The organism is Thiobacillus thioparus DSM 505, assembly GCF_000373385.1.
Lineage (GTDB): Bacteria > Pseudomonadota > Gammaproteobacteria > Burkholderiales > Thiobacillaceae > Thiobacillus > Thiobacillus thioparus.
This window is the reverse complement of record NZ_KB891317.1, coordinates 47993-63093: the sequence shown is the minus strand read 5'-3', so window position 1 is coordinate 63093 and position 15101 is coordinate 47993. Positions and strand designations below refer to the sequence as shown.

The 15101-nt window shown below is 63.6% G+C and carries 17 protein-coding genes and 3 tRNA genes; all 20 read left to right on the top strand.

Features of this window, described 5'->3' with window-relative positions; translation table 11 throughout:
* The first annotated feature begins 132 nt into the window (after positions 1-132).
* A complete protein-coding gene (locus B058_RS0105975) occupies positions 133-888 on the top strand; it encodes an energy transducer TonB (RefSeq protein WP_245539265.1) in 756 nt (251 codons plus the stop codon).
* A gap of 3 nt (positions 889-891) precedes the next feature.
* Positions 892-1647, top strand: a complete 756-nt coding sequence (locus tag B058_RS0105970) for a MotA/TolQ/ExbB proton channel family protein (RefSeq protein WP_018507567.1) — start codon at positions 892-894, stop codon at positions 1645-1647.
* The gene (locus B058_RS0105965; RefSeq protein WP_018507566.1) at positions 1647-2072 is read left to right on the top strand and encodes an ExbD/TolR family protein; all 426 of its coding nucleotides are present in this window, start codon (positions 1647-1649) and stop codon (positions 2070-2072) included. The genes B058_RS0105970 and B058_RS0105965 overlap by 1 nt, the downstream gene beginning before the upstream one ends.
* 21 nt (positions 2073-2093) lie before the next feature.
* Positions 2094-2354: a FeoA family protein gene (locus tag B058_RS0105960; protein WP_018507565.1), complete on the top strand. Its 261-nt coding sequence runs from the start codon at positions 2094-2096 to the stop codon at positions 2352-2354.
* The gene (gene feoB / locus B058_RS0105955; RefSeq protein WP_018507564.1) at positions 2351-4285 is read left to right on the top strand and encodes a ferrous iron transporter B; all 1935 of its coding nucleotides are present in this window, start codon (positions 2351-2353) and stop codon (positions 4283-4285) included. Before B058_RS0105960 ends, feoB begins: the two co-directional genes overlap by 4 nt.
* A 91-nt stretch (positions 4286-4376) precedes the next feature.
* A complete protein-coding gene (locus B058_RS0105950) occupies positions 4377-6632 on the top strand; it encodes a TonB-dependent receptor (RefSeq protein WP_018507563.1) in 2256 nt (751 codons plus the stop codon).
* Between the two features lie 78 nt (positions 6633-6710).
* The gene (locus tag B058_RS0105945; protein WP_018507562.1) at positions 6711-7394 is read left to right on the top strand and encodes a Fe2+-dependent dioxygenase; all 684 of its coding nucleotides are present in this window, start codon (positions 6711-6713) and stop codon (positions 7392-7394) included.
* A 40-nt stretch (positions 7395-7434) separates the two neighbouring features.
* Complete coding sequence (locus B058_RS0105940) at positions 7435-7701, top strand: PepSY domain-containing protein (RefSeq protein ID WP_018507561.1); 267 nt, start codon at positions 7435-7437, stop codon at positions 7699-7701.
* Positions 7701-8498 carry a cytochrome b/b6 domain-containing protein gene (locus B058_RS17490; protein ID WP_018507560.1) on the top strand — a complete coding sequence of 266 codons (798 nt, stop codon included), beginning with the start codon at positions 7701-7703 and terminating at the stop codon, positions 8496-8498. The genes B058_RS0105940 and B058_RS17490 overlap by 1 nt, the downstream gene beginning before the upstream one ends.
* A gap of 60 nt (positions 8499-8558) precedes the next feature.
* Complete coding sequence (locus B058_RS17485) at positions 8559-8771, top strand: (2Fe-2S)-binding protein (RefSeq protein ID WP_081616740.1); 213 nt, start codon at positions 8559-8561, stop codon at positions 8769-8771.
* A gap of 162 nt (positions 8772-8933) precedes the next feature.
* On the top strand, positions 8934-9413 hold the full coding sequence (gene bfr / locus B058_RS0105925; RefSeq protein ID WP_018507558.1) for a bacterioferritin: 480 nt from the start codon (positions 8934-8936) through the stop codon (positions 9411-9413).
* A 55-nt stretch (positions 9414-9468) separates the two neighbouring features.
* A complete protein-coding gene (locus B058_RS0105920; RefSeq protein WP_018507557.1) occupies positions 9469-10092 on the top strand; it encodes a uracil-DNA glycosylase in 624 nt (207 codons plus the stop codon).
* 2 nt (positions 10093-10094) lie between these two features.
* Positions 10095-10280 carry a tautomerase family protein gene (locus B058_RS0105915; RefSeq protein ID WP_018507556.1) on the top strand — a complete coding sequence of 62 codons (186 nt, stop codon included), beginning with the start codon at positions 10095-10097 and terminating at the stop codon, positions 10278-10280.
* A gap of 3 nt (positions 10281-10283) precedes the next feature.
* Positions 10284-12080, top strand: a complete 1797-nt coding sequence (gene uvrC / locus B058_RS0105910; protein WP_018507555.1) for an excinuclease ABC subunit UvrC — start codon at positions 10284-10286, stop codon at positions 12078-12080.
* Positions 12080-12652, top strand: coding sequence for a CDP-diacylglycerol--glycerol-3-phosphate 3-phosphatidyltransferase (pgsA, locus tag B058_RS0105905; protein WP_018507554.1), 573 nt, complete (start codon positions 12080-12082; stop codon positions 12650-12652). Before uvrC ends, pgsA begins: the two co-directional genes overlap by 1 nt.
* A gap of 47 nt (positions 12653-12699) precedes the next feature.
* Positions 12700-12775: transfer RNA gene (locus B058_RS0105900), tRNA-Gly, on the top strand.
* A gap of 68 nt (positions 12776-12843) precedes the next feature.
* Positions 12844-12917, top strand: a tRNA-Cys gene (locus B058_RS0105895).
* 24 nt (positions 12918-12941) lie between these two features.
* Positions 12942-13028: transfer RNA gene (locus B058_RS0105890), tRNA-Leu, on the top strand.
* A 136-nt stretch (positions 13029-13164) separates the two neighbouring features.
* A complete protein-coding gene (rimP, locus tag B058_RS0105885) occupies positions 13165-13590 on the top strand; it encodes a ribosome maturation factor RimP (RefSeq protein ID WP_026240688.1) in 426 nt (141 codons plus the stop codon).
* 21 nt (positions 13591-13611) lie between these two features.
* Positions 13612-15090 carry a transcription termination factor NusA gene (gene nusA, locus B058_RS0105880; RefSeq protein WP_018507552.1) on the top strand — a complete coding sequence of 493 codons (1479 nt, stop codon included), beginning with the start codon at positions 13612-13614 and terminating at the stop codon, positions 15088-15090.
* Positions 15091-15101: the final 11 nt, after the last annotated feature.

Genomic DNA, 15101 nt, shown 5'->3' with positions numbered 1-15101 from the left:
TTGACTTGTTTAATGCGAATTATTATCATTCTTTGCATTGTTACCACATCGCCGAAACTTGATTCGCCCGAACGTGTCGTGGGGAGGAAGCAACCGCGCAGCCCTTGGGATGATCGCTCGGCGAGACCCTGAATGGAACTGAATTTATCCGGGATGACACCCTCGTTGACCGCCCCCTCCGCCATGAAAGCCGATCTGCGGGACGCAGTGCGTTTCGCGGCTACCGCGCTACCTTATTCGGCCCGGCTGTCGCGTGCGTCGCTTGCCGGTGTGGCGCTCGCGCATGCCGGCCTGCTGGCTGCGCTGCTGTTCGTTGCCAGCACACCCGAACCGGTCACGCCGCCGCGACCGATTACAGTAAGCCTGATCGAGCCCGAGGTGAAAGAGCCCGACCCGCAGCCCAAACCCGAGCCCCGGCCGCAGCCGCCGAAGCCGCTCGTCAAACCGCTGCCGCCGCCTCCGGTGCTGATCGCCGAGAAGCCGCTTCCCGCGCCGCAACCCGTCGTCGAGGCGCCCAAACCCGACCCTGAACCCGTGCCGGTGCCCGAGGTGGTACCGCCGCCCGCACCGGTCGTGGCGGAAGCGCCGAAACCCGCGCCGCCGCCGATACCGCCCCGGCCCGCGGACTATCTGGACAACCCCAAGCCACCCTATCCGGCGCTGTCGAAGCGCCTCGGCGAGGAAGGCGTGGTGCGGCTGAACATCCTGGTCAACCCGGACGGCAGCGTCGCCCGACTGGAAATCGTCAAGAGCAGCGGGTATGCGCGGCTCGACGAATCGGCCCGGAAAACCGTCCAGTCCAGCTGGAAATTCGAACCGGCCCGCCAGGCCGGCAAACCGGTGGCCGCGTGGGTCATCGTGCCGATTCAGTTCACCCTCAGGAGCTAAACCATGGAAACCGCCACTCACCCCGCTCAACTGGGGCTCGCACACTTCATCGCCCAGGCCGACATGCTCGCGCATTTTCTGCTCGCCATCCTGCTGGTGATGTCGGTGATCACCTGGTACCTCATCGTGCCCAAGAGCATCGCCAACTGGCGCATGAAAAAGAACGCGCAGGCCTTCCTGGAACGCTTCTGGAATGCATCCGGGCTGGCGGCCGTGGGCGACTATCTGCAGAAGAACGGCATCAACGATCCGTTCTCGCATCTCACCCATCACGGCCTCAAGGCAGCCGAGCAGTTCCGCGGCAAGACCGGCGCCCGCCTGATCGAGTCGGGTTCTGAAGACGAATTCCTCACCCGTGCCCTACGCCGCGCGATCAACCAGGACACTGCGCGCCTGGAATACGGTCACACCATGCTGGCCTCCATCGCTTCGTCCGCGCCCTTCGTCGGCCTGTTCGGCACGGTGTGGGGCATCTACCACGCGCTGGTCAACATCGGCATGAGCGGCTCGGGCAGCCTCGACCAGGTGGCCGGACCGGTGGGCGAGGCGCTGATCATGACCGCACTCGGCCTGGCGGTCGCCATCCCGGCCGTGCTCGCCTACAACTTCTTCAACCGCGCCAAGCGCCAGATGCTGTCCGAGGTGGACGGCTTCGCGCACGACCTGTTCGCCTTCATGTCCACCGGCGTGCGCAACAACACCCGCGTCGACAACGACGTACCGCGCGTCTACGTCGCCCCGGCCGTCAGGAGCGCATGATGGCCTTCGGTGGAATGCTCAATGACGCCGGCGACGGCGACAACGCGGAAATCAACATGATTCCGCTGATCGACGTGATGCTGGTTCTGCTCGTCATCTTCATCATCACCGCGCCGCTGATGACGCATGCGGTCAAGGTCAACCTGCCCGTGGCATCCAGCCAGCCCAACGAGGACAAGCCGGAGACGGTCAACCTGTCGATCAAGGCCGACGGCTCGGTATTCTGGAACGCCGAACCCGTGGACGCGACCGCCTGGCAGGCGAAGATGGACCTCGCCGCACAACAGACGCCGCAGCCGGAAATCCATATCCGCGCCGACGGCGACCTCGCCTATCGCAACGTCGCCCAGATCATGTCCGACGCCGCACGCGCGGGACTCAGCAAGCTCGGGTTCGTCACCGAACCGAAAACCGCTGCCCATTGAACCGTTCCGGGATTCTCAGACATGTTCACTCTTGACCGTTCGGACGATTTCCAGCTTTGCCGCATCGAGCGCATCCACACGCCCGAGCACGCGCCGGAATGGCACGACTGGCTGCAGGAGCTGGGTTTCATCCCCGGCGAGAAAGTGATGCTGATGGCGCGCGCGCGGCCAGGCGGCGATCCGCTGGTGGTACGCGTCGGCTCGTCCACCTTCGCCCTGCGCTGCGCCGAGGCTGCCTGCATCGAAGTCACGTTGCTGGATAACGCGACGGGGGCTGCATGAGCGCCTGCCACGATTCGGTCCGCCGCGACCACGCCCAATCCGCCGTCGTTCATGTGCATCGCGGCGGGCCGCTGGTCGCCCTGGTGGGCAACCCAAACTGCGGCAAGACCGCGTTGTTCAACGTCCTGACGGGCAGCCGGCAGAAGGTGGCGAACTACGCCGGCGTCACCGTCGAACGCAAGGAAGGCCGCTACCTCACGGCGGCGGGCAAGGCGCTGCGCGTGCTCGACTTGCCGGGCACCTACAGTCTCAATCCGCGCTCGCCCGACGAGCAAGTCACGGTCGACGTGTTGATGGGTCGCGCGCGCGGCGAGAAACGCCCGGATCGCGTCGTCTGCGTGGTCGACGCCACCAACTTGCGGCGCAATCTCCGCCTCGTCCTGGCCGTGAAACGCCTCGGCCTGCCCTGCGTGGTGGCGCTCAACATGACCGACCTGGCGGCGCGGCGCGGCATCCACGTGGATGTGGACAAACTGTCCCTCGAACTCGGCGTGCCCGTGGTCAAGACCGTCGCGGTCAGGAAGGACGGCGCAACCGCCCTGCGTACGCTGCTCGATGCGCCGGCCGAGGCCTGGCGCGGCGATGCCGTGCACACCCCCGCACCGGAAACCGACGCCCCGGCCGTCACGGTGGAAGCCGACCACGACACGGTACAGCGCATCCTCGTCAGCCTCGGCCTCGACGTGCACGCGCCGCACACGCTGTCTGACCGGATCGACCGCGTGGTGCTGCATCCGGTCATCGGCATGGTGCTGCTCATGGTGGTGCTGTTCCTGATGTTCCAGGCCGTGTTCGGCTGGGCCGAGGCGCCGATGGGCTGGATCGAATCGGCCACCACATGGGTGGCCGACGGCGTCACCGCTGCGCTGCCCAATGGATGGATGCGCAGTCTGCTCGTCGACGGGGTCATCGCGGGTGCCGGCGTGGTGCTGGTGTTCCTGCCGCAAATCCTCATCCTGTTTTTCTTCATCCTGATCCTGGAGGAGTCGGGCTACCTGCCGCGCGCTGCCTTCATGCTCGACCGCCTGATGGGCAGCGTGGGCCTGTCGGGCCGTTCGTTCATCCCGCTGCTGTCCAGCTTCGCCTGCGCGATCCCCGGCATCATGGCCGCGCGCACCATTGCCAGTCCGCGCGACCGCCTCGTCACCATCATGATCGCGCCGCTGATGACCTGCTCGGCGCGGCTGCCGGTATATGCGCTGCTGATCGGCGCCTTCATCCCCAAGCGCGACGTGGCCGGCGTGTTCGAGTTGCAGGGCCTGGTGCTGTTCGGGCTCTACGTCGCCGGCGTGATCAGTGCGATGGGCATCGCATGGCTGGCCAAGCGCCTCACCACCCGCGGCTTGCCGCGGCCGCTGATGATGGAACTGCCGACCTACCATTGGCCAACACCGCGCAACATCGCCATCGGCCTGTGGCAGCGCGCGTCCATCTTCCTCAAGCGCGTCGGCGGCATCATCCTGGCGCTCACCGTCGTCATGTGGTTCCTCGCCAGCTTCCCCGCTCCGCCCGCAGGCGCGACCGGTCCGGCAATCGAATACAGCCTCGCCGGCACGCTCGGCCGCGGCCTCGCCACGATATTCGAGCCCATCGGCTTCAACTGGCAGATCAGCGTGGCGCTGGTTCCCGGCATGGCTGCGCGCGAAGTGGCGGTCAGCGCGCTCGGCACCGTCTACGCCCTGTCGGCCAGCGGCGACGACACCGCACAAGCCTTGACACCGCTGATCGCGCACAGCTGGAGCCTCGCCACCGCGCTGTCGCTGCTGACCTGGTTCGTCTTCGCGCCGCAGTGCCTGTCCACGCTCGCCACCGTCAAGCGCGAAACAGGCGGCTGGAAAATGCCGCTCGTCATGGCCGGCTATCTGTTCGGCCTGGCCTGGCTCGCGTGCTTCATCGTGTATCACCTCGCCGTCGCGGCGGGTTGGGGATGACCCATGCCCGCCGCCTTCCGTTTTTTTCAACCGCCAGCCAGCCAAGCGTTTGCTCCGCCAGCCAGTCGATCATTCAGACCAGGAGCAAACCATGTCCCACGTACGACCGCGCCCGCCCTCGGGCATCCTGCGCCAGCTGATGGCGCGCCTGCAACCCGCAGCCGCCATGCCGGCTGCCGCTTCGCTCGCTTTCATGATGCTGGCCCCCGCCGCACTGGCACAGACTGCGGATCCGGCGAATACCGCCCAAACCACGCTGCCGACCGTCAAGGTGGAAGACACATCCGACCCCATGGAGGTCAATAATGGCTACCAGGGCACGCAGACCCGCGTCGGCAAAACCAAGCAGGACCCGCAGGACATCCCGCAGGCGATCACCGTCGTGACCCAGCAGCTGATGCAGGAGCAACATGTCGGTTCGCTGCGCGATGCCTTGCGCAACGTGTCGGGGCTCACCTTCAACGCCGCCGAAGGCGGCCGCGCCGGCGACAACATGATGCTGCGCGGCTTCTACACCTTCGGCGACGTCTACCTCGACGGCATTCGTGACACCGCGCAATACAACCGCGAAACCTTCTTCCTCGAGCAGGTCGACGTGCTGCGCGGCTCCGCCTCGATGCTGTTCGGCCGCGGCCAGGCCGGGGGTGTCATCAACCTCGTCTCCAAGACCCCCAAGCTTGCCGATGCCTACAAACTGACCGGCAGCGTGGGAACCGACAACTACACCGAAGTCACCGCCGACCTCAACAAGCAACTGGGTGAGCACAGCGCGGTACGCGTGAACCTGATGAAACGCGACGAAGGCAGCTGGCGCGAAAACCCCGCCAGTGGCGCGGAACCCGACGTCAACCGCGGCGGTGCACAGGTCAGCCTCGCGCTCGGCATGAACACCGACGACGAATTCACCTTCTCGCACCTGTACATGCGCAACCGCGACACGCCCGACTACGGCTTCTCGTTCGACAACGCCACCCACCGCCCCAATACCACGTTCCCGGTCGATTATTTCTGGGGCATCGACCGCAACTTCGACAACAGCGACGTGAATGTCTCCACCGGAATCTGGACGCACCGCTTCGCCGATGACAGCCAGTTGCGCACCACAATCCGCTACGGCGACTACGAACGCAGCTATTGGGCGCGCAAGCCGAGCGCCACCGATGCGCCCGGCACGACCGGCCTCAACGGCGCCAGTCCTAACGCAGGTACGACGCGCTCGACGGACTACGAAACGCTCACGCTCCAGTCCGACTACAGCCGGAAATTCGAGGCGTTGGGCATGAAGCACGAATTCCTCACCGGAGTCGAGTATCTGCACGAGAACAGCCACCGCTCAGGCCTGCAGAATCTGGGCGGTACCACGGCCGGCAATCCGCCTGTCTTCCTCCCTTACGTCGAGTCATATACAGGCGCACAGCTGAACAATTTCACCGGCAATTCCTACGCCCTCTATGCACAGGACACGGTCGAGTTCATCCCGGACTGGAAAGCCACGCTGGGCGTGCGCCGCGACGAGCTTGATGCCGATTATTCCAGCGCCGCCTCGCCGCACCTGGAATACGGCGAGTGGAGCTATCGCGCCGCCTTGTCGTACCAGCCTACGAAGGAAGCGCACTACTACGTGGGCTACAGCGATTCGTTCAGCCCCACGGCCGACCTCTACCAGCTGACCGCCACGCCGCAGCCGCCCGAGACCAGCCAGGTCTACGAGGTCGGCGCGAAGTGGATGTTCTTCGACGGCGATCTCTCCTTCCGCACCGCGCTCTACCGTGCGATCAAGAACTGGGAACGCAACACCGACCTCGAATCGACCGCGTCCATCCTGACCAAGAAGCGGCGCACCGACGGCATCGAATTCGAAGCCGCCGGCCGTATCACGCCGAATTGGGAGATCTTCGCCGGACTGGCGCTGATGGACGCCACCATCCTCGAAGTCGCCGAGCAATCCAACGGCAACGTCGGCGATCCGCGCTTCGTCGGCAAGCGGCCGCGCAACACACCGCCGTATACCTTCAACCTGTGGTCCACCTACAAGCTGGGCGGCGGCTGGAAGGTCGGCGGCGGCGCCGAGGCCAAGGGCGAACGCTACGGCTACAACCCGTCGAATGCCTCGGCCAATGCGCAGTTCACCACCAACGGACAGCCCAGCGGCTTCAATCCCAATACCGCGCCGGCTTACGTGCGCTGGGATGCCATGGTGTCCTACGACCAGAAAACCTGGGGCGTCCGCCTGAACGTGCAGAACCTGTTCAACAAGACGTACTACGACTCGATCTACGACAACGGTTCGTTCACCGTGCCCGGTCAGAAGCGTCGCTTCATCCTCACCGGCGAGCTGAAGTTCTGAGCCTGCCTTCCCTGCCAACCATTGGCAGGGATAGGGCGTTGCCTGCGCAGCGCCCTATCCCTGACAGGAGACCCGACCATGCTGCTGCACATTCCCAACGTTCTCGACGCCGCCACGCTCGCGCACTGCACTGCACTGCTGAAACAGGCCGACTGGACCGACGGCCGCGTCACTGCCGGCACGCAGGCCGCCACGGTGAAGAACAACCGGCAACTGCCCGAAACCAGCCCGGTGGCGCAGCAGCTGCGCGCCATCGTGCTGGAAGCCTTGTCGAAGAACCCCACCTTCTTCAGTGCCGCCCTGCCCAAGCGCATCTATCCGCCGCTGTTCAACCGCTACGGCGACGAAGCCAACGCCTTCGGCAATCACGTGGACAACGCCATCCGCACCCACCCGGCCACCGCACAGCATGTGCGAACCGACATGTCGTTCACGCTCTTCCTCAACAACCCAACCGATTACGACGGCGGCGAACTCATCATCGAAGATGGCTTGGGTGGCCGCGCGGTCAAGCTGCCGGCGGGCCATCTGATCCTGTATGCGTCGTACAGCGTGCATCGCGTCGAGCCGGTGACGCACGGCGTGCGTCTGGCGTGCTTCACCTGGCTTGAAAGCATGGTGCGCGAACCGCAACGGCGCGAATTGCTGCACGAAATGGACTTAAGCATCGCCGCCCTGCGCGGCGAACACGGCGAAACGGATACGGCCGTGCGCTTGACCAGTTGCTACCACAACCTGATGCGGATGTGGGCGACGGTCTGAATCCCCCTGTTTCATTCATCTTAGAAAAGGAGCTCTCATCATGACTGGTCTGCGATTCACCCTTGCCACCCTGGCGCTCGTTCCCATTCTGGCGCACGCCGCCGCCGACTGCGAGGCCCATCCCAAGGAACAATGGATGAAAGAGGAAAACCTCAAGGCCGCCCTGAAGGACGCCGGCTACACGATCAAGAAATTCAAGGTCGATGGCAATTGCTACGAGATGTACGGCCACAACGAGAAGGGCCAGCGCGTCGAAATCTACATGGACACCGTCACCGGCAGACCGGTGAAGGCCTATCTCGACTGATGCCTGCTGAGCACGTCGTGGAACGCGCGTACGTCTGGGACCGCTTTGTCCGCCTGCACCACTGGAACCTCGCCGCCCTGGTACTGCTCAACGCGTTCATATTCGACGGCGGCGGCCCGTGGCATCGCTGGGCGGGTTACGCGGCGCTGGGGCTGGTGGGTACACGCCTCGTCTGGGGTGCCATCGGCTCGCGCCATGCCCGCTTTTCCGGTTTTTTCCCCACGCCGGCGCGCATCCGAGCCTACCTCGCCCGGCCCGGCGTCGCCATGCGCGGACACAATCCGCTCGGCGCCGCGATGGTGTTCGCGATGCTCGGCTTCGTCATCGCGCTGGGCGTGACGGGCTGGCTGATGGGAACCGACGCCTACTGGGGCGAGGAATGGCTGGAACAGCTGCACGAGACGTTTTCCGACGTTCTGCTCGCGTGCGTCGCGCTGCATGTGGCCGGCGTGACGTGGGTCAGCCGAAAGACCCGCATCAACCTGCCGCGCGCCATGCTCACCGGCTACAAGAAAGATACGGGGCACGCATTCCGCGCCGTTCGCGCATCCGGAGACGACGCCGGGCGATTGACGGCATCGATGCGACAAGGTCAACGTCCTGCCGACGCAGGACGTAATGCCGCCGAAGCACGCAGAACGAAGGCTATGAGTGCACCGAGTGCGACTTGTGCACAAAGTCGCGGTAGCCCGGGGCCGTCTGCTGCACGCCATGACGGGCGGTACGTAAAGGGGCGGCAGCGGAAATCCGCTGCCGTTTTTTTGCGAAAAAACCGCACCCCCCAATTCAGTTATTGACAACCATTCTCATTATCTATATCGTTCACCTAACGTGTTTCAAACCAGAAGGTGTGCGTCATGTACGTCTGTCTTTGCAAAGGTGTCACCGACCATGAAATCCGCGGCTTGGTCCATCATCGTGGCGTGACCACGATGCGCCAGCTTCGCGACGAACTCGGCGTATCCACCCAATGCGGTCGCTGCGCGCGCTGCGCGAAAGACGTACTCCAGGAAGCGCTTGCCGAATGCCGGGGATGTTCGGCGGACGCCTCATTTGCCGCCGCCGCCTGATTCGATCCGCTCTGCTTGCGCCCGTTCTGTGCGGACCGCGCATCCATACTTGTCCCGCACGGCTTTTCCCCTAGAATGACAGGCGCCCCATTCGCCTACTAGCCAGCATTCGACCAGCCAACGGCTCTTTAAACGGGTTTGCCAAATATTCAGGAGAGAACCATGAAAGGCGACAAGAAAGTCATCCAGTATCTGAACAAGGCACTCACGGTCGAGCTGACTGCCATCAACCAGTATTTTCTCCACGCCCGCATGTACAAGAACTGGGGGCTGGTTGCGTTGGGCAAACACGAATACGAAGAGTCCATCGAGGAAATGCATCACGCCGACAAGCTGATCGAACGCATCCTCTTTCTGGAAGGCCTGCCCAACCTGCAGGATCTGAACAAACTGCTGATCGGCGAAAACGTCGTCGAATGCCTGGAATGCGACCTCAAGCTCGAACTCGTCGGCCGCGCCCTTTACGTCGAGGCCATCGCGCACTGCGAATCGGTCAAGGACTATGTTTCCCGAGAAATCCTGGTCGGCATCCAGTCCGACACCGAGGAGCACATTGATTACCTCGAAACCCAACTCGACCTGATCAAACGCATGGGCGAGCAGAACTACATGCAGACCGCTGCCGGACCGATCGAAAGCTGAGCGCCCCCGCGCGTACAATGGACGCCCCCGCTGTGGGGCGTTTTTATTGTTCACGATGCACTTCGACCCTGACTGCCGCGCCTGCCCACGCCTCGCCACGTTTCTCGACGAGGTACGCGCCCGCCATCCCGATTACCATGCCCGCCCGGTGCCCGCCTTCGGCGATCCCGCGCCCGGTCTGCTCATTGTCGGTCTCGCCCCGGGCATGCACGGCGCCAACCGCAGCGGCCGCCCCTTCACCGGCGACTACGCCGGTGTGCTGCTATACGAAACCCTGCACAAATTCGGCTACGCCAGCGCACCGCAATCGCTGTTCGCAGACGACGGCCTGCAGCTGACCGGCTGCCGCATCACCAACGCGGTGAAATGCCTGCCGCCCGCCAACAAGCCGGAACCGGGCGAAATCCGCGAATGCAACCGCTATCTGGCCGCCGAACTGAATGCCTTGCCCAGTCACGCCAGCATCCTGGCGCTGGGCCAGATTGCACACCAGGCGGTGCTCCGCGCACGCGGGCTCAAGCTCAAGGATTATCCCTTCGCCCACGCCAGCGACTACCGTCTGCCCGACGGCAGAAGGCTGGTCAGCAGCTATCACTGCTCCCGTTACAATACCCAGACGCGCCGTCTCACCCCCGAAATGTTCGCGGCCGTGTTCGAGACAATTCAAGCGAAGGACTGACCATGCCCGTCGTCACCATCAAGCTCGCCGGCAGCCTCACCCGGGAGCAGAAGCAGAAAATCGCCGAGGAAATCACCGCCACGCTGGAGCGCCATGCCGGCAAACCGGCGTCGTATACCTACATCGCGTTCGAGGAACTGCCGGACGAGAACTGGGCAATTGCGGGCAAGCTGCTCGACGAAGACTGAGCCTTGGCCGTCGACAAGGAATTCCTCGCCTCGCTGCCCACCCTGCCCGGCGTCTATCGCATGATCGATGCGGCCGGCGCCGTGCTGTATGTCGGCAAGGCGAAAGACCTGAAGAAGCGCGTCTCCAGTTATTTCCAGAAAAGCGACCAGAGCCCCCGCATCAAACTGATGCTGAAAAGTGTCGACCACATCGACACCACGATCACGCGCACCGAGGCCGAAGCGCTGCTGCTGGAGAACAATCTGATCAAGGGTTTGAAGCCGCGCTTCAATATCCTGTTCCGCGACGACAAGTCCTACCCCTATCTGCTGCTGACCGGACACCGCTTTCCGCGCCTGGCCTATTTTCGCGGCACGCCGAAAAAGCGCGACCAGACGTACGGCCCCTACCCCAACGCCTACGCGGTGCGCGAAAGCATCCAGTTGCTGCAGAAGGTGTTTCAACTGCGCACCTGCGAGGACACGGTATTCGCCAACCGCTCGCGCCCATGTCTGCTGTACCAGATCAAACGTTGTACCGCACCATGCGTCGGGCTCATCACGCCCGAGGCCTATGCGCGCGACGTCCATGAAGCGGCCCAGCTGCTGCATGGCGAGGCCAGCGCACTGACTGAACACATCACCGAACAGATGAACGCCGCTGCGGCCGCGCTCGATTTCGAGACGGCCGCCTTCCTGCGTGACCGCCTGCGCATGCTCGCAGCCGTGCGCGAGAAGCAGTTCGTCGATTCCACCGGCAGCGATGCGGACGCGGATGTGGTCGCGGTGGCCGAGGCCGGCGGCGTGATCGCGGTCAACCTGACGATGATCCGCGGCGGACGGCATCTCGGCGACCGCAGCTTCTTCCCCCAACACGGCGAAGGCGCGACGCCAGCCGAGGCGCTGGAGGCCTTCATCGTCCAGCACTACCTCGACCACCCCATTCCGGCGCGCATCCTGGTGAGCGAAGCCATCGAGACCGGCGCACTGGAAACGCTGCTCACCGAGCAGGCCGGTAAAAAAGTCACTCTGCTGCATCGCGTCACCGGTGAACGCAAGGTCTGGATCGGCATGGCGCAAGCCAACGCGCGGCTGTCGGCCGAACGCCGCAGCGCCGATCGCGCCAACCAGTCGCAGCGGCTCGCCACGTTGCGCGACACGCTCGATCTGCCGGCACTCAACCGCATCGAATGCTTCGATATCTCGCACACCATGGGCGAAGCCACTGTCGCCTCCTGCGTCGTCTATGAGGGAAACGACCTGAAGAAATCCGATTACCGGCGCTATAACATCAGCGGCATCACACCCGGCGACGACTATGCCGCCATGCATGCCGCGCTGATCAAACGCTTCCACAAGAGCGTGGAAGAGAATGGCGTGCTGCCCGACCTGCTGCTGATCGACGGCGGCAAGGGACAGATCTCGATGGCGGTCGAGGCCATGGCCGAACTGGGCCTGAACGACGTGCCGCTGCTCGGCGTAGCCAAAGGCGAGGCACGCAAGCCCGGGCTGGAAACGCTGATTTTCGCCGACGGCCGCGAACTCAATCTCGCCAAGGACCATCCCGGCTTCCACCTGATCCAGCAAGTGCGCGACGAAGCGCACCGCTTCGCCATCACCGGCCATCGCGCCAAACGCGGAAAAACGCGCGTGCAGTCGACGCTGGAAGACATCGCAGGCATCGGCCCCAAACGGCGTAAACAGTTGCTGGAACACTTCGGCGGCCTGCAAGGCGTACGCGACGCCGGCGTCGACGCGCTTGCCAGCGTGAACGGTATCAGCCGAGAATTGGCGGAAACCATTTATAACGCGCTCCACTGATGCCGCTCAATCTCCCCAACCTGCTCACCTGGCTGCGCATTCTGTTCATCCCGCTGATGGCAGGCGTGTTCTACCTGCCCGACGGCTGGGTGACGCCATCTGATGCCAACATGCTGGCGGCCGCATTTTTCGGGGTGGCGGCGCTGACCGACTGGCTCGACGGCTGGCTGGCGCGCAAACTGGGCCAGACTTCGGCCTTCGGCGCCTTCCTCGACCCGGTTGCCGACAAGCTGATGGTGGCTGCCGCGCTGATCGTACTGATCGACCTCGATCGCGTGGCGCCGCTGATCGGGCTCATCATCATCGGCCGCGAAATCACCATTTCCGCCCTGCGCGAATGGATGGCCAAGGCAGGCAAGTCGGCCAGCGTCGCGGTCTCTTTCGTCGGCAAGCTGAAAACCACGGCACAAATGGTCGCCATCGTGCTGCTGCTGTATTTCAAGCCTTTCGCCGGCCTACCCATCCTCCAGATCGGCACGCTGCTGATCTGGGTGGCCGCCCTGCTTACCCTCGTGTCGATGGCGTATTACCTCGTGATGGCCGCGCGCGCCCTGCAAAAATCTTCGCCCTGAGGTGTTGACAGAAAAAACCGAAATCACCATAATGCGCAGCCTTCAACGCGGGAATAGCTCAGCTGGTAGAGCGCAACCTTGCCAAGGTTGAGGTCGGGAGTTCGAACCTCCTTTCCCGCTCCAGCATTCCGGGGAAAACAGAAGGCTTAGCCGGACGTTTTCCCCTTTTCGTTCAAGCGTTTTACCGCGACGGCGCGATAGCAAAGCGGTTATGCACCGGATTGCAAATCCGTGTAGGTCGGTTCGACTCCGGCTCGCGCCTCCAAATTCAGGGTCAGCCGTCCGCTTTGCCCGGATGGTGAAATTGGTAGACACAAGGGACTTAAAATCCCTCGCCAGCGATGGCGTACCGGTTCGATTCCGGTTCCGGGCACCACCTTCCAGTTCACCGGCCCGAGTGGTATAATTTTTGCGCTTTATTATTAACACGATGGGCGGTTCGCCCATTTTTTATTTGTGCTGCGCCGTGTCCTGACCGGGCCGCATAGCGGCACAACAATGGATTTGCGATGATGGATCTGCCCACCCGCTTGGAGCCTGTACTTGCCGGACTCGGTTACGAGCTGGTGATGCTGGAGCGTGCCGGGCGCGGGCTGATCCGTATTTTCATCGACAAGCCGGGCGGCATCACGATTGACGACTGTGTCGCGGTGAGCAATCACCTGACCCATCTGTTCACTGTCGAGAACATCGACTACGACAGGCTGGAAGTGTCCTCGCCCGGCCTTGACCGGCCGTTGGTCAAGCCGCAGGACTATGCGCGCTTCGCCGGCGAGCCGGTGACGCTGAAATTGCGGGTGCCGATGGACAACCGGCGCCGCCTGACCGGCCAGCTGGTCGGTCTGGATGGCGAACTGGTGAAATTGATCGTCGACGGCTCGGAAGTGTCGGTCGACTTGAGAAATGTGGATGCTGCCCGCCTGAAACCCATGGTTTAGGCAAGGCAGGCTGGAGGGAATATGAGCCGTGAAATTTTGATGCTGGCCGATGCGCTGGCTCGCGAAAAGAACGTGGACAAGGAAGTGGTCTTCGAGGCACTGGAGCAGGCGCTCGCCTCCGCTACCAAGAAACGCTTCAAGGAAGAATCCGACGTGCGCGTGTCGATCGACCGCGAAACCGGCGACTACGAATCCTTCCGCCGCTGGCAGGTCGTGTCCGAAGCCGATCTGGAATCCGAGGGCTACCAGATCCTGCTGATCGACGCCCAGGACAAGATTCCCGACATCGAAATCGGCGACTACATCGAAGAGCCGCTGGAAAACGTCGAGTTCGGCCGCATCGGCGCCCAGGCTGCCAAGCAGGTCATCCTTCAGAAAATCCGCGACGCCGAGCGCGAGCAGATCATCAGCGACTTCCTCGCCCGCAAGGAACACCTTGTTAACGGCGTGGTCAAGCGCATCGACCGCGGCAACGCCATCATCGAATCCGGTCGCGTCGAAGGCTTCCTGCACCGCGACCAGATGATCCCGCGCGAGAACCTGCGCGTCGGCGATCGCGTCCGCGCCTACCTGCTGCGCATCGACCGCGGCCCCCGCGGGCCGCAGGTGGTGCTGTCGCGCACCGCGCCCGAATTCATCATGAAGCTGTTCGAACTGGAAGTGCCGGAGATCGAGGAAGGCCTGCTCGAGATCAAGGCGGCCGCCCGCGACCCGGGCCTGCGCGCCAAGATCGCCGTGGTGTCGCACGATCCGCGCATCGATCCGATCGGCACCTGCATCGGGTTGCGGGGCTCGCGTGTCACCTCGGTGACCAACGAACTGGCCGGCGAACGCGTCGACATCATCCACTGGTCGGCCGACCCGGCGCAGTACGTGATCAACGCACTGGCCCCCGCCGAAGTCAGCTCCATCGTGGTGGACGAAGACAAACACAGCATGGACGTGGTGGTCGACGAGGAGCAACTGGCGATGGCGATCGGCCGCGGCGGCCAGAACGTGCGCCTGGCGTCCGAACTGACCGGCTGGGAACTCAACATCATGTCGCGCGAAACGGCGGAAGAGAAACAATCGGCCGAAAGCGGCAAGACGCTCGCGCTCTTCATCGAAAAGCTCGATGTGGACGAGGAAGTCGCCCAGATCCTGGTCGACGAAGGCTTCTCCACGCTGGAAGAAGTCGCCTATGTGCCGCTGAACGAAATGCTCGAGATCGAGGCCTTCGACGAAGGCCTGGTCAACGAACTGCGCAACCGTGCCCGCAACGCCCTGCTGACCGCTGCCATCGTCGGCGAGGAACAGGTCGAGGCCTCCGCGGGCGACCTGCTGTCGCTCGAAGGCATGGACGCCGAAACCGCACGCACGCTCGCCAGCAAGGGCGTCCACACCACCGAGGATCTGGCCGAACTGGCCGTCGATGAGCTGACCGAAATGGCCGCCATGGATGCCGAACGTGCCAAACAATTGATCATGGCCGCACGCGCGCCCTGGTTCGCCCAAGGCTGATACGCCACGAG